Annotated in this window: 17 protein-coding genes; 6 read left to right on the forward strand and 11 right to left on the reverse strand. The window is 73.1% G+C overall.

Translation table 11 applies throughout. The features are described from left to right. Positions 1–60: 60 nt before the first annotated feature. Both ACPZVR_RS05285 and ACPZVR_RS05290 read right to left on the reverse strand, forming a co-directional pair. A complete protein-coding gene (locus ACPZVR_RS05285) occupies positions 61–774 on the reverse strand; it encodes an alpha/beta hydrolase family protein (RefSeq protein ID WP_436698524.1) in 714 nt (237 codons plus the stop codon). Further along, positions 771–1,718, reverse strand: coding sequence for an SOS response-associated peptidase (locus ACPZVR_RS05290; protein WP_436698525.1), 948 nt, complete (start codon positions 1,716–1,718; stop codon positions 771–773). Before ACPZVR_RS05290 ends, ACPZVR_RS05285 begins: the two co-directional genes overlap by 4 nt. On the opposite strand from ACPZVR_RS05290, the gene ACPZVR_RS05295 reads away from it, so the two are divergent. Genes ACPZVR_RS05295 through rsgA form a run of 3 tightly spaced genes read left to right on the forward strand, consistent with a single transcriptional unit; the run spans position 1,717 to position 4,568 of the window. Then, on the forward strand, positions 1,717–2,241 hold the full coding sequence (locus ACPZVR_RS05295; RefSeq protein WP_436698526.1) for a DoxX family protein: 525 nt from the start codon (positions 1,717–1,719) through the stop codon (positions 2,239–2,241). The genes ACPZVR_RS05290 and ACPZVR_RS05295 overlap by 2 nt on opposite strands. 27 nt (positions 2,242–2,268) lie before the next feature. Next, positions 2,269–3,567 (forward strand): 3-phosphoshikimate 1-carboxyvinyltransferase, encoded by a 1,299-nt coding sequence (gene aroA, locus ACPZVR_RS05300; protein ID WP_436698527.1) that lies wholly within the window; start codon positions 2,269–2,271, stop codon positions 3,565–3,567. Beyond that, positions 3,567–4,568 (forward strand): ribosome small subunit-dependent GTPase A, encoded by a 1,002-nt coding sequence (rsgA, locus tag ACPZVR_RS05305; protein WP_436698528.1) that lies wholly within the window; start codon positions 3,567–3,569, stop codon positions 4,566–4,568. The genes aroA and rsgA overlap by 1 nt, the downstream gene beginning before the upstream one ends. A 42-nt stretch (positions 4,569–4,610) precedes the next feature. Here rsgA and ACPZVR_RS05310 read toward each other — a convergent pair whose 3' ends face one another. Genes ACPZVR_RS05310 through ACPZVR_RS05320 form a run of 3 tightly spaced genes read right to left on the reverse strand, consistent with a single transcriptional unit; the run spans position 4,611 to position 7,908 of the window. After that, entirely contained in the window at positions 4,611–5,399 is a 789-nt protein-coding gene (locus tag ACPZVR_RS05310) for an SDR family NAD(P)-dependent oxidoreductase (protein WP_436698529.1), read from the reverse strand. Then, entirely contained in the window at positions 5,396–7,012 is a 1,617-nt protein-coding gene (locus ACPZVR_RS05315) for a class I adenylate-forming enzyme family protein (RefSeq protein WP_436698530.1), read from the reverse strand. The genes ACPZVR_RS05310 and ACPZVR_RS05315 overlap by 4 nt, the downstream gene beginning before the upstream one ends. Beyond that, entirely contained in the window at positions 7,009–7,908 is a 900-nt protein-coding gene (locus tag ACPZVR_RS05320) for a crotonase/enoyl-CoA hydratase family protein (RefSeq protein WP_436698531.1), read from the reverse strand. Before ACPZVR_RS05320 ends, ACPZVR_RS05315 begins: the two co-directional genes overlap by 4 nt. A 102-nt stretch (positions 7,909–8,010) precedes the next feature. Here ACPZVR_RS05320 and ACPZVR_RS05325 point away from each other — a divergent pair, with 102 nt between their 5' ends. Beyond that, the gene (locus tag ACPZVR_RS05325) at positions 8,011–8,577 is read left to right on the forward strand and encodes a TetR/AcrR family transcriptional regulator (RefSeq protein ID WP_436698735.1); all 567 of its coding nucleotides are present in this window, start codon (positions 8,011–8,013) and stop codon (positions 8,575–8,577) included. 18 nt (positions 8,578–8,595) lie between these two features. Here the strand turns inward: ACPZVR_RS05325 and ACPZVR_RS05330 are convergent, their stop codons facing one another. Beyond that, positions 8,596–9,045, reverse strand: a complete 450-nt coding sequence (locus ACPZVR_RS05330) for a DUF2231 domain-containing protein (RefSeq protein WP_436698532.1) — start codon at positions 9,043–9,045, stop codon at positions 8,596–8,598. A gap of 151 nt (positions 9,046–9,196) precedes the next feature. Between ACPZVR_RS05330 and ACPZVR_RS05335 the strand changes: the two genes are divergently transcribed. Both ACPZVR_RS05335 and ACPZVR_RS05340 read left to right on the forward strand, forming a co-directional pair. After that, a complete protein-coding gene (locus ACPZVR_RS05335) occupies positions 9,197–10,087 on the forward strand; it encodes an inositol monophosphatase family protein (RefSeq protein ID WP_436698533.1) in 891 nt (296 codons plus the stop codon). A 126-nt stretch (positions 10,088–10,213) separates the two neighbouring features. Next, entirely contained in the window at positions 10,214–10,645 is a 432-nt protein-coding gene (locus tag ACPZVR_RS05340; RefSeq protein ID WP_436698534.1) for a CBS domain-containing protein, read from the forward strand. 103 nt (positions 10,646–10,748) lie between these two features. Here ACPZVR_RS05340 and ACPZVR_RS05345 read toward each other — a convergent pair whose 3' ends face one another. From ACPZVR_RS05345 to ACPZVR_RS05365, 5 genes are all read right to left on the reverse strand, one after another. Continuing rightward, positions 10,749–13,199 carry a transglutaminase domain-containing protein gene (locus tag ACPZVR_RS05345; protein ID WP_436698535.1) on the reverse strand — a complete coding sequence of 817 codons (2,451 nt, stop codon included), beginning with the start codon at positions 13,197–13,199 and terminating at the stop codon, positions 10,749–10,751. A gap of 70 nt (positions 13,200–13,269) precedes the next feature. Then, positions 13,270–14,556, reverse strand: coding sequence for a DUF58 domain-containing protein (locus ACPZVR_RS05350; protein ID WP_436698536.1), 1,287 nt, complete (start codon positions 14,554–14,556; stop codon positions 13,270–13,272). Then, the gene (locus tag ACPZVR_RS05355; protein ID WP_436698537.1) at positions 14,553–15,524 is read right to left on the reverse strand and encodes an AAA family ATPase; all 972 of its coding nucleotides are present in this window, start codon (positions 15,522–15,524) and stop codon (positions 14,553–14,555) included. The genes ACPZVR_RS05350 and ACPZVR_RS05355 overlap by 4 nt, the downstream gene beginning before the upstream one ends. 75 nt (positions 15,525–15,599) lie before the next feature. Further along, positions 15,600–21,740, reverse strand: coding sequence for an Ig-like domain-containing protein (locus ACPZVR_RS05360; RefSeq protein ID WP_436698538.1), 6,141 nt, complete (start codon positions 21,738–21,740; stop codon positions 15,600–15,602). Further along, complete coding sequence (locus ACPZVR_RS05365) at positions 21,740–23,254, reverse strand: serine/threonine-protein kinase (protein ID WP_436698539.1); 1,515 nt, start codon at positions 23,252–23,254, stop codon at positions 21,740–21,742. The genes ACPZVR_RS05360 and ACPZVR_RS05365 overlap by 1 nt, the downstream gene beginning before the upstream one ends. Position 23,255 lies beyond the last annotated feature (1 nt).

Consider the following 23,255-nt stretch of genomic DNA (forward strand, 5'->3'; position numbering starts at 1 on the left):
AGCCTACGGTGCCTCCCGCCGTGGGGCGCTCCAGCGTGGCGATCATGGATACCGAACGCCTCAGTGGCGCACGGCATTCCCGCCGCCGGCGCCCGCGCCGGTGACCGCGCCGGTGACCGACGCGGCGCCGGTGCCGACGACCTCGCGGACGATCCACTCGAGGGTGGACTCCACGACGATGCCCATCGCCTCGTCCTCGGTCAGCGCGCCGCGCTTGGGGACGGCGAGCCCGTGGTCCGCGCCGGGGACGACCGCCAGGTCGGTGCGTCCCGGCAGAGGGTCGGGGAACTCCTCGGGACGCCCGAACGGGTCCCGCTCCCCCTGCACGACGAGGGTCGGCACACCGGCGCCGGCCAGCTCGTCGAGCCGGGAGCGCTCGGGCCTCCCCGGCGGGTGCAGCGGGAAGGACAGCGCCAGGCAGCCCGCCGCGCCGAGTTCGGTCGCGGTCCGGCAGGCCGAGCGGGCGCCCGCGGAGCGGCCCCCGACGACCAGGGGCGTGCGGGTCCGCAGCGCCGCGGCCGCCGCCCGCAGGCCCACGTCGAGGGTGGCCGGCGCACCGGCGACCTTGCGCCCGGCACGCCGCCAGGGCTGCTCGAACCTGGCGACGCTGATGCCCTGGCCGGGCAGCTGCGCGGCGAGCGCCTCGAGGTCGCGCGCCTCGATGCCGCCGCCGGCGCCGTGGCTGACGAGCAGCAGGGCGATCGGGCGACGGGCACGACGTACGACGAGTCGCCCCTCGCCGTACTCGGTCACGACGATCCGCTCGTCCCTCACAGCAGGGTCCCCTGTCCGTCGTGGTCGTCGGGCCCGGTGTCCTCACTCGCGCCGTCGAGCGGGATGGGCTCGACCAGCTCGGGGCCGTTGTTGGCGACATTGCCCACCGCCGTCGAGACGGGGTACGCCGTGAGGCCGGTCTGCTGGGCGGGTCGCAGCTGGCGCAGCAGACCGGGCAGGTCCTCGGCGGGCGTGCGCGGGTCGAGCCACTCGTGACGGCGCTCCGGCTCGACGAGCAGCGGCATCCGGTCGTGGATGCGGCCGAGGTCGTCGGTGGCCTCGGTCGTGAGCACCGTGCAGGTCCAGCGGAACCGGTCGTCGGCGTCCTCGGGCTTGGCGGGGTCGCGCCAGATCTCGTAGAGGCCGGCCATCGCGAGGCTGGAGCCGTCGCCGGAGGTGATGAAGAACGGCTGCTTGCGCGGCTTGCCCTTCGACGTCCGCTGCTGGGTGTCGTACCACTCGAAGTAGCCGTCGGCGGGCAGGATGCAGCGCCGGGCGGCGAACGCCCGGCGGAAGGCGGGCTTCTCGGCCACCGTCTCCATCCGGGCGTTGATCATCCGGCTGCCGATGCCCGCGTCCTTGGCCCACGACGGCACCAGGCCCCAGCGCAGGGCACGCAGCTGGCGCACCGGGTCGGCGCCGTCGCGGTCCTTGGACGCCCGCTCCATGACGGCGTAGACCTCGTCGGTCGGCGCGACGTTCCACGACGGCGCGATGGCCCGCTCGAGGCGCGGGTCGAGCACCTCGAACTCCTCGGCAAGATCCTCCGGGCTCCGACTGGAGGCGTAGCGCCCGCACATGCCGCCAATGTAGATGATGGACGCGCGGAGATCGTGCGGCGAGCGGCGTCCGGCAGCTCCGGGCAGCCCGAGACCGCCGGCACGTGCCCGGGCATCGAGCATCCAGCGGTCTGCGCGGCCGGCGGCCGGGTACCGACCGGCCATGGCACTGAGCAGACTGATCGCCCGACCGCTGCTGGCGTCGTACTTCCTCGCCAACGGCGCACAGGACCTCAAGGAGGCGCCGACCCTCGCGGCCCAGGCGGCGCCGGTGACCGAGGCCGTCGCGCCGGTGGTCGACAACGCCACCCCACCGAGCGTCACCGTGCCGCGCGACCCCGTGCTGTGGGTGCGGGCCAGCGGTGCCGTCCAGGTGGTGGCCGGCCTGGCGCTCGCCACGGGGCACTTCCCGCGCCTGTCCGCCGCCCTGCTCGGCGGGACCCTGGTGCCGTCGACGGCGGCGCGCTACCGGTTCTGGGAGGCCACCGACAAGGAGCAGCGCCGCGAGCAGCTCACGCACTTCCTGAAGAACACCGCCCTGGCCGGCGGGCTGCTCATCGCGGCGCTCGACACGGCCGGGAGGCCCGGTGTGGCGTGGCGCGCGAAGCACGCCACCCACGACGCCCGCCGCGAGGCCGCGCTCGTGGGCGCGAAGGTGCGGGCCCGGGTCCACCAGGGCGTCCACTAGCGTCGCGACACTAGACTGCGGCGGGAGATGACGACTCCCGCCCCGCACGCCGACCTCTGGCCCGCGCCCACCATCACCGGGCCGCTCGACGCGACGATCACCCTCCCGGGCAGCAAGTCGCTCACCAACCGGGCGCTCGTGCTGGCCGCACTCGCCGACGGACCGTCCGTCGTACGCCGGGCACTGCGCTCGCGCGACACCCTGCTGATGGCCGGCGCGCTCACGGCGCTCGGCGCGCGTGTCGAGACCGACGGCGACGACTGGGCGGTGACGCCGCTCGACGGCGCCGTGCCGGACGGCCGGGTGGCCGTGGACTGCGGACTCGCGGGCACCGTGATGCGGTTCGTGCCGCCCGCCGCCGGCCTGGTGCGCGGCGAGATCGCGTTCGACGGCGACGCCCACATGCGCAAGCGGCCGATCGGCGAGATCCTCGCCGCGCTGCGCGGCCTCGGGATGGCGATCGACGACAGCGACGGCGCCCTGCCGTTCACGGTGCACGGCACCGGCGCGGTGGCCGGCGGCACCGTCGTGATCGACGCGTCGGCGTCCTCCCAGTTCGTCTCGGCGCTGCTGCTGGCGGGCGCGCGCTTCGACGCGGGGGTCGACGTCCGGCACGACGGACTGCCGATCCCCTCGCTCCCCCACATCGAGATGACGATCGCGATGCTGCGCGACCGCGGCGTGGTCGTCGACGACGGCGAGACCGATCGGTGGGTGGTGGCGCCGGGACCGATCGCGGCCCGCGACGAGGCGATCGAGCCCGACCTCTCCAATGCCGCGCCCTTCCTGGCCCTGGCCGCCGTCTCCGGCGGGTCGGTCACCGTGCGGGACTGGCCCCGGAGCACCACCCAGGCCGGCGACGCCCTGCGCGACCTGCTGGCGCGGATGGGCTGCACCGTCGCCCGGGTGGCCGAGGGCCTGAGGGTCAGCGGACCGCCCGACGGCTGGCGCGGACTGCGGGGCCTGGACGCCGACCTGCACGACGTCGGCGAGCTGGCGCCCGCCGTCGCGGCGCTCTGCGCTCTCGCCGGAACCCCCTCCCGGCTCACCGGCATCGCGCACATCCGCGGGCACGAGACCGACCGGCTGGCCGCGCTGGCGCGCGAGCTCGGCGCGCTCGGCGCCGACGTCGAGGAGCACGCCGACGGGCTGACGCTGCGGCCGGCGCCCCTCACCGGCGGTGTCTTCCACACCTACGCCGACCACCGGATGGCCCACGCCGCCGTGATCGTCGGTGCCGCGGTGCCGGGCGTGCTGGTCGAGAACGTCGCGACCACCAGCAAGACCTTCCCCGACTTCGCCGGATTCTGGTCCGGGCTCCTCTGATGCCCCGGTACGACGAGCACGACGTCGAGCACTACGACCGTCCGCGCCGCCGTACCCGTCCCCGCACCAAGGAGCGCCCGAGTCACGACGACGCCGTCGAGGGCCTCGTCGTCACCGTCGACCGCGGCCGGTTCACGCTCCTCATCGAGGGACGCAGCGTGCTGGCCATGAAGGCCCGGCCGCTCGGCCGCAAGGGCGTGGTCGTGGGCGACCGCGTGCGGGTGGTCGGCGACGTGTCGGGCGCCGACGGCTCGCTCGCGCGGATCGTCGAGGTCCTCGAGCGCAGCAGCACGCTGCGGCGCACGGCGGACGACGACGACCCGGTCGAGCGCGTCATCGTCGCCAACGTCACCCAGCTCGTCGTCGTCACCGCCCTCGCCGACCCCGAGCCGCGGGCACGGTGGATCGACCGGGCCCTCGTCGCGGCGTACGACGGCGGGATGTCGCCCCTGCTCTGCCTCACCAAGGCGGACCTGGAGGACCCGGAGACCCTGCTGTCGACGTACCGGTCACTGGGGGTGCCGTGGGAGGTCACCCGCCGCGCCCCCGACCGCACGATCGTCGGCCTGGACGCGCTGCACGACCGGCTGCGCGGTCAGGTCAGTGTGCTGATCGGGCACAGCGGCGTCGGGAAGTCGACGCTCGTCAACGCGCTGGTCCCCGACGCGCGCCGGGAGACCGGCCACGTGAACGCGGTGACCGGGCAGGGTCGGCACACGTCGACGTCCGCGCTGATGCTGCCGCTCGCGGACGGCGACGGCTGGATCATCGACACCCCCGGGATCCGGTCGTTCGGGCTCGCGCACGTCCAGCCCGAGCACCTCATCGAGGCGTTCCCCGACCTGGACGAGATGACCGAGGACTGCCCCCGCGGCTGCACCCATGGCGACGACGAGCCCGAGTGCGGGCTCGATGTCGCGGTCGCCGCCGGCGAGGCCGACCCGGAGCGGGTGGCCTCCTTCCGGCGGCTGCTCGCGGCCCGCTCGGTGACGGACTACTGACGCCGAGTCGGCGGTCGAGTCGGGGAGGCTGACGGCTCGACGTCAGGCTGGGCCGAACGTCGCTGCGCGCAGTCGGCGCATCCCGCGCAGCCACATGTCGGTGTCGGTGGCGCGGGCGCGGTAGTAGCCGGCGACCTCGGGGTGCGGGAGGGTGAGGAAGCGTCCGGTCCGCAGGTCCGCGACCACCGCCTCGGCGACCTGCTCGGGCGCGACGGCGGTGTCCTTGCTGAGCAGCGCCTCGACCGGCCCGGACGCCCGCAGCATCGCGGTGTCGACGCCCTGGGGACACACCGCCTGGGCGCTGATCCCACGGTCGCCGTACTCGATGTCGAGCCATTCGGCGAAGGAGACGGCCGCGTGCTTCGACACGGAGTACGGCGCGTTGCCGATCATGGTGAGCAGGCCCGCGGCGCTGGCCGTGAGCACGTAGTGCCCGCCGCCGCGCTCGAGCCAGCGCGGCACCAGCGACCGGGCGGCGCGGACGTGGGCGAGCAGGTTGACGTCGAGCACGCGGGCCCAGACGTCGTCGCCGGCCTCGGCTCCCCCGCCCCCGCCGATGCCGGCGTTGCCGCAGAAGACGTCGATCCCGTCGAGCGCCGCCCAGGCCCGCTCGACGAGCGTGGCCGGACCGTCCGGGGTGCCGAGGTCGACGGCGATCGCCGGTCCGTCGACGAGGCCGGCCACCTCGGCGGCCGCGGCGGCGTCCACGTCGTTCACCGCGACCCGCATCCCCTCGGCGGCCAGCCGCAGGGCGAGGGCACGGCCGATTCCGCGGCCGGCACCGGTCACCACCGCCGTGCGCCCGGCGAGGTCGGCGGGTCCCCGGCTCACCGCGACTCCAGGGGCGCGAGTGCGCCCGCGGCGATCTGGTCGCGCAGCCGGAACTTCTGCAGCTTGCCCATAGCGTTCGTCGGCAGGTCGGCGCTGACGTACCACGCCTTCGGCGTCTTGTGCGGCGCCAGCCGCCCGCGGACCAGATCGTGCAGGTCCGCCGCGGTCGGTGCCGCCGCGCCCGGCGCGAGCTGGACGATCGCGGCGACCGACTCGCCCCAGTCGGGATCGTCGATGCCCACGACCACCGCGTTGCCGACCGCGGGGTGCTGGAGCAGCACGTCCTCGATCTCGCGCGGGTAGATGTTCTCGCCGCCACGGATGATCATGTCCTTGAGCCGACCGGTCACCCGCACGTAGCCGCGGGCGTCCATGGTCCCGAGGTCCCCGGTGTGCAGCCACCCGTCGGCGTCGATGGTGGCGGCGGTCGCCTCGGGCATGTCGAGGTAGCCGAGCATCCGCTGGTAGCCGCGGGCACAGATCTCGCCCTCGGCACCGACAGGGAGGACCGCGCCGGTCTCGGCGTCGAGGATGGCCACCTCGACGTTCCACAGCGGACGGCCCGCCGTACCGCGGTTGTCCTCCACCGAGTCGTCAGGGCTGGTCTGGGTCACGATCGGGCTGAGCTCGGTCTGCCCGTACACCGTGCTGAACCCCACGCCGAAGGTCGCCTCGCAGGCGGCGATCAGGTCGGCCGGGACTGCGTCGCCGCCGGACATCACGACCTCCAGCGTCCCGTAGTCGCCGCTCGCCGCCGCGGGGTGCGCGAGCAGCGCCTTGAGCATCGCGGGCACCCCGGCGAGCACCTGCGCGCCGTACCTCCCGACGGCGTCGAGGAGCAGGCCCGGCTCGAACAGCTCCGCCAGCACCAGGGTGCCGCGCTGGACCAGGTTGCCGATGCCGACCAGGCCGCAGCCCGCGGTGTGGAACAGCGGCATCGCGCTGAGCCACACGGCTCCGTCGGGCGAGTCCGCCCGGGTGCGGACGTCGCCGGCGTTGGTGACCATGGCGCGGTGGGTGAGGACCGCGGCCTTCGGCGAGCCGGTCGTGCCGGAGGTGAACTGGATCTGCGTCGCCGACGCCGGGTCCACCTCCGGCAGCCGCAGACCCGCGACGTCCACGGCGCGGACGTCGGCGAGCCAGTCGGTCAGCGGTACGGCGCGCACGCCCGGGACCGCGGGCAGGACGGAGGTGACCAGCGAGGCCATGTCGGTGCCACGGAAGGACTCGGCATAGGCGACGGCCACGGCCCGTGACTGGCGCAGGGCGTACTCCAGCTCGGGTCCGCGCAGCGCCGGGTTCGTCGTCACGAGGACCATGCCGGCCAGCGCGGCGCCGTACTGCAGGACGACCCACTCGGGCAGGTTGGGAGCCCACACGGCGACGTGGTCGCCGGGCGCGAACCGCTCGAGCAGCCAGGCCGCGGCGTGCTCGGCGTCGTCGAGCAGCTCGGCATAGGTCCACGACATCGGCGCGCGCTCGGGGGCGATCGAGACCAGTGCGGTGCGCTCGGGCGCCTCGGCGGCCGCCGCTCGCAGCAGCGCCCCGACCGAGAGGTCGAGCACCGGCCGGCTCTCGTCGGCCGGGAAGTACGACGTGGCGAGCCCGGTCATCGCGCGCCCTCCCCGCGTCCCGCGAGGTCGGCGACCTCCTCGGCACTCGGCACCGGGCCGCCGCCGTCGGGGATGAACCGCCCCTGGTCGCGCCAGCGCACCGCCGCGTCGAAGCCGTGGGTCTGGGCGAAGTCCACGAACCAGCGCCCCTCGGGCGAGTGCCGCGTGATCCCGTCGAAGAGGACCGCGAGGTTCTGCGTGGTCTGCAGGCCCATGTTGTCGTAGGCCTGGTTGATCATCATCTTCTGCATCACGAGCTGGTTGATCGGCACGCCGGCCATCCGGTCCGCGAGCCGCTCGACCTCGGCGTCCAGCTCGGCGTCCGGCACGGCGTCGACGACCAGGCCCCATTCCTTGGCCTGGGCGCCGGTGATGGTGTCGCCGGTCAGCAGCATCCGCTTGGCCCGCTCCGCGCCGAGCCGGTAGACCCACATCGCGGTCGTCGGGCAGCCCCAGATCCGCGCCGGCATGTAGCCGATCCGCGCGTCCTCGGCCATCACCACGATGTCGCAGGACAGCGCGATGTCGCTGCCGCCGGCGACGGCGTACCCGCGGACCTTGGCGATGGTCGGCTTCGCCGAGCGCCAGAGGCTGAAGAAGTTGTCGGTGTTGGCCTTCATCATCCGGAAGTCCTGGATCGGGTCCCAGACCTCGGGCTGCAGGTCCTCGCCCTCCTCGGCGTACAGCTTGAGGTCGTAGCCGGCGCTGAACGCCCGGCCGGCGCCCTGGACCACGATCACCCGCACCTCGTCGTCGGCGTTCGCGGCGGCGACGGCGGCCGCGATCTCGCGACCCATCTCGGCGGTGATCGCGTTGAGCCGCTCGGGGCGGTCCAGCGTGAGATAGGCCCGGTGGTCGCGGACCTCGTAGCTGATCGTGCGGGTGGCCAGGGTCATCCGGCTGCTCTCCTTCGGCGCGTCATCGGGTGGGATGCGGAGACGTTTTCACAGTCCGTCTGGACTGTCAATGAAAGAGGTCACTACACTCCGCGGGTGGCCATGACCCGCAAGGAGCAGCGCGAGCAGACCCGACAGCGTCTGCTCGAGGGCGCGATGATGTCCCTCGTCGAGCACGGGTACGCCGGCACGACCACCCAGCGGGTCCAGGAGCACGTCGGCGTCTCCCGGGGGGCGCTCCTGCACCACTTCGGCTCCAAGGCCGAGCTCTTCGCGGCGGCGGTGCACCACATCGCCGACATGCGGATCGCGCAGATCCGCGCCGCGGCGCAGAGCGGCGACGAGCCCGTCCTGCGCGCCCTCGTCCTCGCCATCCACGACGCGATGAGCGGCCCGGCGTTCCTCGCGGCGATGGAGCTGTGGACCGCGTCGCGCACGGACCCCGAGCTCCGGGCGGCGCTGCTGCCCGCCGAGCGGCGGCTCGGTCAGGCGCTGCGCGAGGAGTTCGACCGCGCCGCCGGGATCGACGACCCCGAGCTCGCCCGGACCACCTTCGAGTCGATGCTCGCCATGCTGCGCGGACTCGAGCTCGGGCGCATCATGCGCGCCGACGAGCCGCTCGCGGTGCGCGTCATCGACCAGTGGCTGGGACGGTTCTCGCCCGGCTGACGCACCCCGGCCCGCGGATCAGCCGTCGATCCGCCAGGTCGCCTGGGCGCCGGCGTCGCCGGTGAGGAAGGCGAGGACGAGGGTGGCCACGCCGCCGAGCACGGTCAGCGCGGTGAGGGCGGCACGGACGGCGCCCGAGCGGGAGTGGAACCACGCCGCGGCGAAGGCGAGGACGGCGAACACGCTGGCCCCGATCCGCAGCCGCTCGGCCCACGTCTCGTGATCGTCGAGCCGCTCGGCGAAGGGGCCCGTGGCGGTGGCGAACCGCTCCTCACGCAGGTCCTCGCCCGACAGGAAGGCCACCCAGACGCTCAGCACCGACACCGCGGCCAGCACCACGAGCGGCCACCGCAGCCGGTCGCGCCAGCCGGGGACGCCGTACGCGACGGCGACCAGTCCGGCGAGCGGGGTGAAGACCACGGCCGCATGGACGACGAGCGGATGCAGCGGGACGCCGTTGATCTCCATGGTTGAATCCTGCACGACCGATGGTGACCGCGGCCAGAACCGGGCCGACGCGGGGTCGACGCGGGGTCGACGCGGGGCCGACCAGGGGCCGGGCCTCCGTCGGGAGCGGGACCCACGACGCGCGCGCGACGAGGGCCACTAGGGTGCCCCTGTGGCTGCCCCCGACTACACCGACGACCTGCGCCTGGCCCACCTCCTGGCCGACGACGCGGACTCGCTCACCCAGGCCCGCTTCCGCGCGCTCGACCTGCACGTCATGAGCAAGCCGGACCTCACCCCGGTGACCGACGCCGACCAGGCGGTGGAGGAGTCGATCCGCCGTACCCTGTCCAAGGCGCGCAGCCGCGACGCGGTCACCGGCGAGGAGCAGGGCACCTCCGGACACTCCCAGCGCCGCTGGATCGTCGACCCGATCGACGGGACGAAGAACTACGTCCGCGGCGTGCCCGTGTGGGCCACCTTGATCTCACTCGCCGTCGACGACGAAGTCGTGCTGGGCGTCGTGTCCGCACCCGCGCTGCAGCGCCGCTGGTGGGCCTCGGCCGGCCAGGGCGCCTGGACCGGCAAGTCGCTGATGAAGGCGACCGAGTGCCGCGTCTCCGACGTACGACGCCTGGAGGACGCGTCCTTCTCGTACTCGTCGATCAGCGGCTGGGAGGACCGCGGGCTCGGCGAGGACCTGCTCGCCCTGATGCGGCGCGTGTGGCGGACCCGGGCGTACGGCGACTTCTGGTCCTACATGCTGCTCGCGGAGGGGGCGGTGGATCTCACCGCCGAGCCCGAGCTCGAGGTCTACGACATGGCCGCGCTCGACATCATCGTGCGCGAGGCGGGCGGGCGGTTCACCTCGCTCGAGGGACGCGACGGCCCCTGGGGCGGCAACGCGGTCGCCAGCAACGGTCACCTCCACGAGGCCGCCCTGTCCTACCTCGGCAGCGTCGCGGACGACGGCGACGACCCCGACTGGCCCCGGACCGGTCCCGGCAGCGTCTCCGACCTGCGCACCCACCGCCAGCGGCCGACCGACGAGCGGGACGACTGAGAGCGACCGGCAAGAGGGCCCGCCTGCTGCGCGCCGCGCTGCACGCACGCTGGCCGAGGAGGTCTCGACCATCGACCGGCGCCGAGGCCGCTGACACCGGCGGCGCGGTTGAGTAACCTGCGTCACATGCGCATCGCTGACGTGCTCGGTTCGAAGTCGCTTCGCGACGTGGTCACCATCAGCCCCGGGGCAGGAGTGCGCGAGCTGCTCGCCACCCTCGCGGAGCACAACATCGGTGCCGTGGTGGTGAGCACCGACGGCACCGCACTGGAGGGCATCGTGTCGGAGCGTGACATCGTGCGACACCTCCACAGCGACGGCACGGTGATCAACAACGTCGTCTCGGCGATCATGACCACCGAGGTGAGCACCTGCTCCCCCGACGACGACCTCGACGACGTCCTGCAGCTGATGACCGAGCGCCGGTTCCGGCACATCCCCACGGTGGAGCACGGCCGGGTCGTCGGCATCGTCAGCATCGGCGACCTGGTCAAGCACAAGATCGACCAGCTGCAGTTCGAGCGCGACCAGCTCGACAACTACGTGCACCAGTCCTGAGCTCCGCGAGCCGCTGACGGCGCCCGGCGGCGCCCCGCGCCGGCGCAGACCGACATTCGATCTGCGCCGGGTCGGCGACGTACGGCATTCGATCCGCGCCGGGTCAGCGACGCCTGAGCACCCGCCGCAGCAGGGCGCGCGCCCGCGCGATCGGGCCGAGGTCCACCAGCCACCGCCCGACCCGTCGGGCACGGCGTGCCACCGCGGAGCGGATCCGCCCGAGAGCGGCGCGCCACGGCACCGAGGCGAGCGAGAAGCGGGCCAGGATCCGGCGCCACCACGGTGTGGCCTTGCGCATCCGCCGCAGCGCGGTGTCGACATCGGCCCAGTAGGCACGGGCCTCCTCGGCGGTGGGCTCGCCCTCGCCGTACACATGACGGTCGGCGGTGTGCGCCAGCGTGACCACACCGACGGCGTCGTCGTACCGCTCGGCGGCCGCGTACGCGCTCTCCCTCCGGGTCGCGCCCGGGGTGGGCCGCACCCCGAGATCCCGCATCCGGTCGGCCAGCTCGCGCCACGCGCCGCTGAGGCGCACGGCGGGGGCGCCGCGGCGGCGACGGCGCCGCCGGCGCAGGAACTTGTAGAGCAGCACGCCCCACAGCGGCGACAGGAGGAGCGCGATCAGCAGGACGTCGAGCACGATGCCGAGGATCGTGCCGAGCACGGCCAGCACGTCGAGGTCCTTGCGATGGCCGTCGCCCTGCTGGAGGTTGTCGCTCGCCTCCTTGGGCTCGCCCGGGACGCGGGGCGGCTGGAGCACCTGCGGCTGCGGGTCCTCGTTGGGGTCGTCGTTGGGGCGGCGCAGCTTCTTGTCCTCCGGCGGGGTCGGGTCGAGCGGCACCCACCCGGCACCCTCCAGCTTGACCTCGGCCCAGGCGGTGACGTTCTCACCGCGGACCTCCCCTCCCCCGGGCGGCACCTTGAAGCCCATGACCACCCGGATCGGCAGGCCCATCCGCTGGCCGATCAGCGCCAGCGCGGCGGCGTACTGCTCGGCGTTGCCGACCGGCGTCGCGGTCTTCGCCAGCACGGCCAGCCGGCTGGCGCCGTGCCCGGCGGGGACGTCGTCGTCGATGCCGTCGGAGTAGAAGCCGTGCTCCCGGAAGGAGTCGCGCAGGAACTGGGCGAGCTCGCCGCCCGGGCCGCCGGCGAAGCCGTCCTCCGTCTGCCAGCGCTGGACCCGGTCGACCAGCTCCTCGGGCACGATCGCCGGGGGCGGCAGCGAGACCGAGCCGTCGGCGTCGAGGAGGGACGTCTCCTCGTCGGCGAGCGGCGGCGGGGCGATCGCCTCGACCTCGAAGGTGGTGCCGCGCTCGACACCGCCGATCTGCGCGACGGTGCCGGTCTGTCGGTTGATGACCAGCTCGCCGGCGGCGTCACCGTCGGGACGGCCGTTCCTGATCGGCGTCAGGGCGAGGGTCTCCCCGACGCTCGGCACCCAGACGCCGGTGTAGTCGTTGATCGTGATGGTGCCGTGGACCGTCGCCTTCGCGTTGGCGTCCGGGTCGTTGCGCAGCCGGCGGAAGGTGCCCGAGTCGTGGGCCGAGCCCGGTCCGCCGGAGACGTTCCACACGATCCCGTCGTAGGTGTCCATGACCGCGAGCCGGACGAGCGCGCCGCTCTCGAGCCCGTCGACGGTGAACAGCGACGTGGCGGTCCGCAGCGGCTCCTTCTTGTACGCGCGGAACTTCGCCAGCGGACTGGGGTAGTCGTGCGGGTCGAACGGCGGGTCCACGTGGTCGCGCAGCACCACCCGCGTCGCGTCGGGGTCGGCTGTCGCCCCCAGCCCGATCGCGGCGCTGCCGGCGACACCGACCACGGCGAGGGTCGCGAGCACCCGGCGCCCCCACCGCTGGCGCACGTGCCGCAGCGAGCGCCAGCGCAGCCAGACCACGCCGACGAGGGCGACCACGAGCCCCCGGGTCAGGGCCGCCTCGGCAGCGATGTCACCGAAGGCCGAGGCCAGGACCAGCACCAGCCCGAGGACCAGACCGGCGAGCCCGGGCCACCGCGACCGCCACAGCAGGACGCCGGCGAGCAGCCCCCCGACCAGCGCGGTCGCGAACGGGACGATCAGCACGATGCCGTTCTCGCCGAGCGGCACGGGCAGCGTCAGCGCCTCGCGCCAGGTGTGCACCAGGCCGACCACGAGGTCGTGCAGCGAGTCGGCGGTGGGCAGCAGGCCGCCCCGGGTGCGGTCGGGGACGACCACGGCCGATCCCACCCCGAGGTACGCCGCCGCGGCGGCCAGCGCGGTCAGCCAGGGTCCCCAGCGCCACCGGGCGCCGAGGAAGGCGATCGCCACACCCAGCCCGAGCCCGACCACGACAGCGAGCAGCCACCGGTCGCCGGTGTAGGCCTCCCCCAGCGGCCAGGCGCAGAGCGTCCCGAGGCCGACCACGAGCGCCGCGTCGACGAGGACCAGCCACCACGGCGGCAGGCTGCCGCGTCCGCGGCGCCGGTCGGGAACGATCAGGACCGGGCCGCTCCGGCTCGCGGAGCGGGTCGGGGGCGCGACCGGGCCGTTCCCCGGCGGCGGCGCGGGGCGGCTCACGTCGCGCTCCCCGCGGAGTCGTCGGCCGGAGGTGCGCAGCGGCGAAGAGGCGGAGCCTCGTGGGGTGACGTCATGCGGACACCCGTCGTACGGCGACGCCGAGCTCCTCGAGGCGGCCGACCGTGGCCACGCCCAGGTCGCCCAGCCAGCGCACCGAGGGCTCGTTGCCGACCAGGCAGCGCACCGCGATCACGCGGGTGTCGACGGGCAGGAACTGCCGGGCGCGGCGCAGGTCGGTGATCGTCACGCCGGAGCCGATGCAGAGCACCATCACGCTGGCCGCCAGCTCGTCGGCGCTGAGGTAGCGGGCCACGTCGACGAGTCGGCGGGCCTGCCAGTCGTAGGTCAGGCCGGAGAGGCCGTCGAGGAACCGCTGGGCGCTGGCCGCGGGCAGCGAGGCGTGCGAGGTCACGGCGCTGAGCTGCTGACCGTCCGCGAGGGCCTGGGTGCCGAGCGAGCCGGCGACCGAGATGGCCAGCTCGAACTCGTCGTCGCTGGAGTAGTCCTCGAGCCGCGAGCTCACCATCGTGAGGAGGTGGGAGCGCCGGGTCTCCTCGAACTGGCGGACCATGAGCGTGCCGGTCTTGGCGCTCGACTTCCAGTGGATGTGGCGCCGGTCGTCGCCGGCGACGTACCCGCGCAGCGCGTGGAAGGAGACGTCGTTGTCGGAGACCTTGGGCACGGTGCGGCCCTCGAGATCGCGCACCAGGCCGGCCGCGGAGCCTTCGACGCGCAGCGTCTTCGGGTGCACGTAGAGCGTGTCCATCTCGCTGAGGTGCCGCTCACGCCGCAGCAGGCCCAGCGGGTCGGACCGCACGGCGGTGACCGGGCCGACGTCGAGGACGGCCCGGTGCGCGGTGGGGACGGCGAACAGCTCCTCGTGCTCGGCGCCCGGCGCCAGGCCGGGGAGCTCGAAGGCCGCCCGCCCGGCGCCCACCGGGAACTCCACGACGAGCGACCGCGAGCGGCGCGCGCTGGGGTTGGCGACCGTCAGGTAGCCGTTGGCGCGCTCCCCCACGATCACCCGGTCCCGCGCGAGGTCCAGCCGCGCCAGCAGCGGGAGTCGCCCGACCACGAAGAGGATCGCGATGAGCAGCACCAGGGTCAGGAAGATCCCGCCGACGAGCAGCTCACGCCAGCGCAGCAGGGGGCCCGCCACGAGCAGCGCCACCGCCATCACCGCGACCACCCAGCCCGCCGGGGTGACCGCGCCGGTGACGGGCGCCACCGCGCGCCGGAACCGCCGGGTGCGCTCCGCGACGCCGTCGCGCAGCCGACCCGCCAGCGCCTGCCGGCGCCGGGAGAGGTCGGTGAGCGTCCGGCGCGCGCCGGCCGCCCAGGAGCGGGGACCCTTCATGAACGGGCGGGCTCCAGGGGGACGGAGACACGCTCCAGGACCCGGCGGACGACCTCCTCGGTCGTCGTACCGCGGAAGTCCTCCTCGGGGTCGAGGACCATGCGGTGCGCGAGCACCGGCACCGCCAGCGTCTTGACGTCGTCGGGGACCACATAGCTGCGGCCGTACGACAGTGCCCAGGCGCGGGCCGCGCGCACGAGCGCCAGGCCGGCGCGGACGCTGGTGCCGAGCACGACCTCGGACGCCTCGCGGGTGCCCTCGGTGATGCTGGAGACGTACTCGTAGATGCCCGACTCGACGTGCACCTGCTGGGCCAGCCGGATCAGGTGCAGCACGTTGTCGCCGCTGATGATCGGGCGCAGGACGGCGGCCGCCTTGCCCTTCGGCGCGTTGGCGAGGATCTGGACGGTGTTCTCGTGGTCGGGGTAGCCGAGGGAGGTCTTGACCAGGAACCGGTCCAGCTGGGCCTCGGGCAGCCGGTAGGTGCCGGCCTGCTCGATCGGGTTCTGGGTCGCGATCACCATGAACGGCTGGTCGACCTGGTGGGTCACGCCGTCGACGGTGACCTGGCTCTCCTCCATCACCTCGAGCAGCGCCGACTGGGTCTTGGGCGAGGCGCGGTTGATCTCGTCGGCGAGGACGACATTGGAGAAGATCGGCCCGCGGTGGAACTCGAACTCCTGGCTGCGCTGGTCGAAGATCGTCACGCCCGTCACGTCGCTCGGGAGCAGGTCGGGCGTGAACTGGATCCGGTGGTGGTCGCCCTGGATGGTCTGCGCGATCGCGCGGGCCAGCGAGGTCTTGCCCGTGCCGGGGTAGTCCTCGAGCAGCAGGTGGCCCTCGGCCAGGAGCGTCACGAAGGCGAGCCGGACGACCTCGGTCTTGCCGACGATGGCCTGCTCGACGTTGGCGACCAGCTGGGCGAAGGTCTGCGAGAACCACTCGGTCTCTTCGGTGGTGAGCGACATGGTGTCCTTTGCGGTTCGTGCTGTCTCGTGGTGGTGCGTGGGTGACGGTTCGTGGGACGGTTCGTGGCGTTCGGGTCAGCGCGCCGGCGTGTTGCGGCTGATGCCCCCGGCGGTCACCGTGGCGTAGCCGCGACCGGTGACGCGGCAGTTGGTCTTGCCCCCGGCGATGAAGTTGAACGAGCCGGACTCGGTGGAGTCGAAGCTCGGGCAGTTGTCGGCGTTGACGACGCTCAGCCCGTTGAGGCTGACCCGCACGGTGTGGCCGGCGTCGATGAACCCGGCACCGGTGACCCGCACCACGCAGGACGCGTCGGCGGCGTCGCTCGAGCAGTTCAGGGTGATCCCGAGCTCGCGCTCCCGCGAGATGCCGGTGAACGTCGTGACGTCGCTGAAGCGGCGGGCGTCGTCCGGTGCGTCCGAGACGGTGCGGGCCCGGATGGTGATCGGCGTGTCCCCCTGGTCGACCCGCTGCTGGAACCGGGACTTGTCCTCCCAATGCGACCCGTCGAGGCTGTACTGCACCCCCGTGACGTTGCGGCCGTTGGCGACCCCGCGCTCGATGTCCAAGATGACGTAGTAGTACTCGCTGCTTCTGAGGTTGTCGACCTCGGGGATGCCGGGCTTGCCCCAGGTGTCGACGTTGGACACCGAGCTCGACTGACCGGGTACGGCGTCGTTGCCGTTGTAGGCGACGGCCCAGACCTTCACCTCGTGGCTGCCGTTGGTCGGGAAGGTGAAGTTCGCCCCGCCGGTGGGGGCCGCGTTCACCGTCGTCGACAGCCCGTCGTTCGACTGGACCACGTAGTGGCGGATCGCGAGGCCGCCGTCGTCGGCGGGCGGCTCCCAGGCGAGCGTCGCGGTCTTGTCGGAGGGCGAGTCGCCGATCTCGCGCAGGTTGCGCACCGGACCGGCCTTCGTCCACGGCCGCCCCGAGACGCTCGGGCTGCGGTCGCTGGTGCCCGCGTCGTTGGTCGCCGCCACGGTGAAGGTGAAGACCTCGCCCTTGCGGATGCCGTCGGCCGGGTCGAAGGTCTTGGAGGACGTGGAGGCGTCGACGACGTACTGCGACCGGGCGCAGCCGTTGCACGTGATCACGTAGCTGCTGACCGCGTTGCCGTTGCTCTGCGAGTCCGACCACTTCGACCAGTCGATCCGCACCCAGGGCTGCTGGTTGTAGGGACTGTCCTCGCTGGCCGTGAGCTGCGGCGGCGCGCCCGAGCGCATCGGGACGCCGAACGGCGCGACCGCCTTGGAGGCGCCGGAGAACTGACGGCGCGGCTCGACGTCGTTGACCGCCCGGATCTGGAAGGCGTAGGGCGTGCCGTTGGTCAGGCCGGTGACGACCATCGACGTCGCGTTGCCCGGTGCCTGCAGGGTGCGGCTGCCGCCGGCCTCCTTGATCTCGTACGCCGTGATCGGGGAGCCCTCGTTGGTGGGCGGGGTCCAGCGCAGGGTGAGCTGCCGGTCCATCCGGCTCCCGGTCGGCTTGGACTCGTTGACGATGACGGGCGGCGTCATCAGGTCGGGAGCCTTGTTGGGGATGATCTCCTCCGACGGCGGGCTCTCCTCGCCCCAGCCCTCGCTGTTGTGGGCGAGCACGGTGAAGGTGTAGGCCTTGCCCGGCGTGAGGTCGACCAGGCGGCAGGTGGTCGCCGTACAGGTCTGGCGGAAGCCCTGCGAGCCGCGGACCTCGTACTGGTCGATGACGGCGCCGTTGGCGTCGGGCTCGCGCCAGGTCAGCACCGCGGAGGAGGCCTCCACCGACGAGAGGGTCGGCCGTTGCGGCGCACCGGGCACGTCGACCACCTCGACGGTGATGCGGGCGGTGATCTGGCGCGCGCGGTCGCCCGACGCATCGGCGACCGTCACCCTGATCGTGGAGGTCCCCGTCGCCGTCGGCGTGAACGAGACGACGGAGCCGTCGGTCTCCAGCTTGGAGAGGCCGCTGCCCTCGAACCGGGCGTTGCTGGCCTTGATCGGCTCCCCGGGATAGGGGTTCACGGCATAGTCGGAGAGGTCGACCGCCATCGACTTGCCCTTGGTGGCGGGGACCGTGATCGGGGGGACCTGGAGCAGGGGCCGGTCGCTGTCGACGATCAGGGCGCTCACCGTCGCCTCCGCCTGCCCGCCGTGGCCGTCGTCGGCGATCACGTGGACGGCCAGGGTCTCGCCGTCCTTGGGGCCGCCGCCCGCCTTGATCGACAGGATGCTGCTGTCGGTGCCGACCCGGGCGTCCAGACCCTGGTCGGCGGACTTCACCGTCCACGTCATCGTGGCCAGGTCGTCGGGGTTGGCGTCGCGGGTGAGGCCGGCCAGGTCCACCTCCGCGGCGTCGCCGTCGACCGTGACGTCGACCGCGGCGTTGCGCATGACGGGGGCGACGTTGCCCGACGGCTTCACGTCGATCGGGATCGTGAGCAGCGAGGTGAGGGCGGCATCCTCCGCGGCCGTGCGGCCGTCGCTGACCTTGACCGTCACCGAGGCGGGGCCGACGTGGTTGCGCGCGGGCGTGAACTCCAGCGAGGTGGGCTCGTCGGGCACGGCCTCCACCGCTCCGTTGACGGCGGTGGCGAGGGAGTCGGGGGCGATCTGCGGCTCACGGCCCGCGCGGGTGACGACGAGGTCCGTGAGGTCGAACACCACCGGCTCCCCCGCGACCGCCTCGACGGGGATCCGGGACTCGTCGGTCGTCAGCTGCGGCGGGACGTTGTCGGTGCCGGTGACGTAGATGACGCCGAAGGTGCCGGTGGACTCCTCGTCGGCGTCGTCGAGGCTGTAGAGGACGACCTGGTCCTCGGCCTTGAGTCGGACCCGGACGGCGGACTCGCCGACCACCTCGCAGCTCCCCCGCTTCCCCGCGTCGCAGGCGGTCACCCGCAGGTCCGCCTTCGCTCCGTCGAAGTCGAGGTCGTTGTCGAGGACGGAGACCTCGACGGTGGCGCCGGGCTCCTTGCCGATGATGTCGCTCAGGTCGGCGACGTCGTCACGCGCGATCGGGGCGTAGAACGGGGCGTCCTTGCTCGCCGACACCTTGAGCACCGCGTTGTCCTCGGCGCCCGCGGCGTCCTGGATGGTGTAGCCGATGTTGGTCGCCTGCGCGCCGGTGTCCGGCGCGCTGCCGACCTCGAGCTCGATGAAGCCGTTCTTGTGCTCCGCCGGGGTCGTGCTGTTGAGCTGCTCGATGCGCAGCGGGTCGTCGTCGGGGTCGACGTCGTTGGTGAGGACGTTGTAGGAGATGGTGCGGTCGGGCTGCACGAGGACGCTGTCGTCGAGGGCGACGGGTGGCTGGTTCTCCGTCTCCTCGGGTACGACGCCGACGCGCACCTCGGCCACCCCCGTGGCGCCGTACTTGTCCTGCACCAGGATCTGGAAGAAGTCGGTGCCGGTCTTGTCCTCGAACGCCTCGTAGCGGATCCAGTCGACGCCGGTGTCGAGCACCCGGCCGAAGGACGGCGCGGTGAGGATGCTCCGGAAGGTCACCGAGTCGCCGTCGGGGTCGGCCCCGACGAGGTCGACCGAGATCACCTTGGGACGCCCGGCGATCACCCGGTCGATGATCGGCTGCGGCAGGGGCGGGTGGTTGTTCTTCGCCGAGTCGGCGACGACGTAGACGCTCACCTCGGCGGTGGCCTTGAGCCCGTCGGCGTCGCGGACGCCGTAGATGGCCGAGTAGGTGCCGGGCTCGTCGGGTGCCCGCAGTCGCAGGGTGTCGCCCGCCACCCAGATGTCGAGCCCCTGCGGGTCGAGATCGGACTGGAACAGGCGCGGCTTCCCGCCGTCGGGGTCGGAGTCGTTGGCGAGGACCGGGATGGTGGTGACCGAGCCGGCCCGGACCGTCACCTGGTCCTTGTTGGCGACCGGGTGCCGGTTCTCCTGGGTGGAGCGCCGCTGGGAGATCACGAGCTGGCCCAGCGCGGAGCTCCGGCCGTCGGACACGACGTACTCGACCGTCGCCTGCTGTCCGACGATGTCGGTGGCGGAGCTGATCACCGCGAGTCGCTTGTCGACGACCGACACCTTGACGCCCGGGATCGACGGCCGGCCGACGCGCTTGACGACGAGGACGTCGCCGTCGGGGTCGAGGTCGTTGAGCAGCAGGTCGACCTGCGCGGTGCCGCCGGGGGTGATCACGGCCTTGTCGCGTACGGCGACCGGCGGGCGGTTGTCCTTGGGCGGCGACTCGATGTCGAGCCGGATGAAGGACGACTCGGTCGCCGAGGAGTTGTAGGCGGTGTACTCCAGGTAGTAGCTCTTCGCCTTGGTGGCGAAGAACGTGAAGGTGCCCGACTCCAGGTCCTTGGAGATCTTGGTGCCCGCGTCGTCACCGTCGACCCGCACGCTCTTGAGCGTGAGGTCGGTGCCCTCGGGGTTGCGGTCGTTGGTGAGCGGCTGGACCACGACCTGCGTGCCCGCGACGCCCGAGGTGAGGTCAGGGATCAGCTCGGGGGGCGCGGTGTCGCCCAGGATGTCGACGGGGAGCTTGCCGACGAAGCTGTCGACACCGTCGTCGATGGTGTACTCGATCTCGCTGACCGGCGAGCCCGCACCCGTGTCGGAGAAGGTGATCGTGCCGTCGGGCCGGAACTCGACCTCACCGCCGGGCGCCGTGGCGTCGCTCAGGGTGAGGTCGTCGCCGTCCATGTCGTAGAAGTCGGCGAGCAGGTAGTAGCTGGCGGAGGCGCCCTTGGCGACCTTCAGCCGCGGGTCACGGTCGTCCATCCGCTGGGGACGGCTGTTGTTGTCGGCGTCGGTGCGGATCTGCAGGCGGACCTCGGCGCGGACCTCCTCGTTCACCCGGCCGTCGGTGACGTAGTAGTAGAACGTCGACAGGCCCGTGGCGTCGGCGGGGACCGCGACCTGGAGCTGGGTGCCGCCGCCGACGATCCTGACCTCGAGCTCCGGACCGCTCACGTGCTGGGTCTTGACGATGCTGATGATGTCGCCGTCGGGATCGTGGTCGTTGAGGGCGACGACGGGCAGCACCGTCGAGCGACCGGGGCGCGCGCCGAGGTCGTCGTCCTGCGGCACCGGCGGGCGGTTCTCCTGGTCGGGAACCTCCTCGGTCGTCTCCTTGAGCTTCGACTTGTTCTGGTTCTGCGGGTCGACGGCGGGCCAGTTGTCGATCTTGGCCTTGCCGGGGTCCTGGACCAGCCAGCTGTCGCCGGTGCGGGTGTCGTTGAGGACGACGACGTCGCGGTTGACGCGGAACCGGAGCTCGGCCCCCTCCTGCATCCCGGGGATCGGCGAGGTGTCGTCGTCGGCGGTGCCGGGACAGTCGCGCAGGTAGTTGTGCGGGGACTGCGGGTCGGACCAGGCGGCGTACACGCAGCCCGTCGCCATCTGGACGGGCGCGGCGGGCGACCCGGACACCTCCCCCCGACCCGCGTCCTCGAGGTCTCCGCCGTCGACGGACGTGACCAGGAGACCCTCCACCGTCGCGACGTAGATCTCGTCGCTCCCCGCCGACGGCTGCTGCAGCCGGAGCCGCGACGGGTCGGAGGTCTCGACGACCACCGGGTCGGCGCCCGGCCGGCTCAGCTCGAGGCTGTTGCGGTTGTAGAGCACGGGCGTGGTGCCGACGACGGTCATCTCGACCATCGCGGGGTCGGTGCCGACGTCCTCACCGAGCTCGAGCTCGTCGCCCGGGACGGCGACACCGGTCTCGTCGATGCCCACGGTCGTGACCTTGCCGTCGCGCCCGAGCACGTACGCACGGCCGTCGGTGCCGACCGCGGCCTGCAGGGCGCCCTTCAGGTCGGGAGGGGTGCTCTTCACCGAGAAGCCGCGGAAGCGCTCGGCCGTGCGGACCCAGGCCTTGCCCGACACGGGGTCGACGACGGCGAAGGTCGAGCCGCCGTTGGCGACGACCGCGCCGGTCGGCAGGCTGGTCGGGTCGAGCGCGGCGGCTCGCGGGATGTCGACCTGCTTGACCGCACGCTCAGCGGAGGCGTCGTCGACGTACAGGCTCGTCGCGCGCTGGAAGATGTCGAAGTCGACGCTGCCGGAGTCGACCCCCAGGTCGAGCTCCTTGATCTGCGGGTTCAACCGCGCGACGAGGCCCAGGTCGCGGTTGGTGACCCACACGCCGCCGTCGTTGAGCTCCACCTCGGTGAACGGCTTGCCGTCGTGCTGGTAGGCCAGCACCACCAGCACGCCCAGACCGACGGCGAGCGCCGTCGCGGACGCCGTCCTGCGCCACCTGCGGAACGTGCTCATCAGCCCACCGCGCAGATCTGGTCGGAGGGAGCGGACGGCGGGCTGCCCGCCCGGGACAGCACCACCTGGATGCACACCGTCGCGCCGCGCTCGACCCGGAGCGTCTTGCTGGTGGCGTCGGTGTACTCCGGCTCGGTCTGCTGGGCCCCGTCGCCGGTCAGCAGGACCTTGAACTCGTCGCCGTCACGCGGATCCTCCTGGGTCCAGGTGAAGGTGACCCGACCGCCCTTGTCGGACTTCGAGACGACCGGTGCCGGCGGCACGTCGATCAGCTCGACCGGGTCCGGCGGATCCTCGCCCCGCAGCGGGCCCTCCTTCGAGCCGTCGTCGCCGGCGGCTCCGGCCACGAGGGCGTATCCCACGGCACCGACCAGCGCGGCCGCGACCACGCCGATGCCGATCCGGGCCGCGACGCCGCGGCGGCGCTCCTCGGAGCGCTGCGGGGCGGGACGGCGCGGTCCGCGGCGACCCGCCGAGCCGCCGGTCGCGCCGCGGCCACCGGTGCTCCCGGGCCCGCCGGTGCCGTGACCGGACAGGTGCTCGCCCTGCTCGGGACCGAGCTGACCCGGTCGCTCCTGGACCGCGGCCGGGATGATGACCGAGACCGGGCGCACCAGCGTGCGCGCGTCGTTGGGATGCTCGGCCCCCAGGGCCGACGGCGAGGCGTCCATGACCTCGAGCCGGGTCGGGGACTGGCGCAGCTCGATCTGGACGTCCTGGAGCTGCCGGCCGAGCACCATCGCGGACACCGGGCGCTTGTCGATCTCCACCGACATCGACCGCCGCAGGACGTCGACCAGCGAGGCGGGGACGTCCGGTCGCCGCAGCGGGGTGAGCTGGCCCCGCTCGATCCGGGTCATCAGGCTGGCGTTGTCGTTGGGCGCGTCGCGCCGCTCGAAGGGCGGGTGGCCGATGAGCAGCGAGTAGAGGGTCGCCGCGAGCGAGTAGACGTCGCTGCGCACGTCGTGGCTGTCGGCGCTCAACGACTCCGGGGGCGACCACGGGATCGACAGGCCCTGCGCGCCCGCGCCCGTCTCCCCCACCACCGAGGCGATGCCGAAGTCGGTGAGGAGCGGGACGCCGAAGGTGCTGGTCAGGATGTTGTGCGGCTTGATGTCGCGGTGCAGGATCCCCGCCCGGTGCGCCGTCTCGACGGCGCTGGCGATCTTCACGCCGATGTCGAGCACCTCGCCGACCGACAGCGGCTGGGTCCGGTAGCGCTGGGCCACGTGCGGGGGCGGGCAGTACTCCATCACCAGGAATGCGCGGCCGTCGGAGCTCACCCCGGCCTGGTAGATGGGCACGATGGAGGGGTGGTTGGACAGCTGGGCCATCACGTTGGCCTCGGCCCGGAACAGCTCGATGGACGCGGCGTCGCTGCCGCTGCGCAGGACCTTGATCGCGACCTGCCGGGTGGGCAGCTCCTGCTGGTAGCGGAAGACGTCGGCGAAGCCGCCCTCGCCGACGAGGTCGACGAAGGCGAAACCGGGGATCTGCGGGGCGTGCATCGTCATC

The sequence above is a fragment of the Nocardioides segetis genome, assembly GCF_051390595.1.
In the GTDB taxonomy this organism is placed as follows: Bacteria; Actinomycetota; Actinomycetes; order Propionibacteriales; family Nocardioidaceae; genus Nocardioides.

Excerpts from the sequence above, each read along its gene's own strand:
- ACPZVR_RS05320 (WP_436698531.1), bottom strand. The coding sequence starts at position 7,908 with ATGACCCTGGCCACCCGCACGATCAGCTACGAGGTCCGCGACCACCGG.
- ACPZVR_RS05365 (WP_436698539.1), bottom strand. The coding sequence starts at position 23,254 with ATGACGATGCACGCCCCGCAGATCCCCGGTTTCGCCTTCGTCGACCTC.
- ACPZVR_RS05355 (WP_436698537.1), bottom strand. The coding sequence starts at position 15,524 with ATGTCGCTCACCACCGAAGAGACCGAGTGGTTCTCGCAGACCTTCGCC.
- aroA (WP_436698527.1), top strand. The coding sequence starts at position 2,269 with ATGACGACTCCCGCCCCGCACGCCGACCTCTGGCCCGCGCCCACCATC.
- ACPZVR_RS05325 (WP_436698735.1), top strand. The coding sequence starts at position 8,011 with ATGACCCGCAAGGAGCAGCGCGAGCAGACCCGACAGCGTCTGCTCGAG.
- ACPZVR_RS05315 (WP_436698530.1), bottom strand. The coding sequence starts at position 7,012 with ATGACCGGGCTCGCCACGTCGTACTTCCCGGCCGACGAGAGCCGGCCG.
- ACPZVR_RS05290 (WP_436698525.1), bottom strand. The coding sequence starts at position 1,718 with ATGGCCGGTCGGTACCCGGCCGCCGGCCGCGCAGACCGCTGGATGCTC.
- ACPZVR_RS05330 (WP_436698532.1), bottom strand. The coding sequence starts at position 9,045 with ATGGAGATCAACGGCGTCCCGCTGCATCCGCTCGTCGTCCATGCGGCC.
- ACPZVR_RS05295 (WP_436698526.1), top strand. The coding sequence starts at position 1,717 with ATGGCACTGAGCAGACTGATCGCCCGACCGCTGCTGGCGTCGTACTTC.
- ACPZVR_RS05340 (WP_436698534.1), top strand. The coding sequence starts at position 10,214 with ATGCGCATCGCTGACGTGCTCGGTTCGAAGTCGCTTCGCGACGTGGTC.
- ACPZVR_RS05350 (WP_436698536.1), bottom strand. The coding sequence starts at position 14,556 with ATGAAGGGTCCCCGCTCCTGGGCGGCCGGCGCGCGCCGGACGCTCACC.
- ACPZVR_RS05360 (WP_436698538.1), bottom strand. The coding sequence starts at position 21,740 with ATGAGCACGTTCCGCAGGTGGCGCAGGACGGCGTCCGCGACGGCGCTC.
- rsgA (WP_436698528.1), top strand. The coding sequence starts at position 3,567 with ATGCCCCGGTACGACGAGCACGACGTCGAGCACTACGACCGTCCGCGC.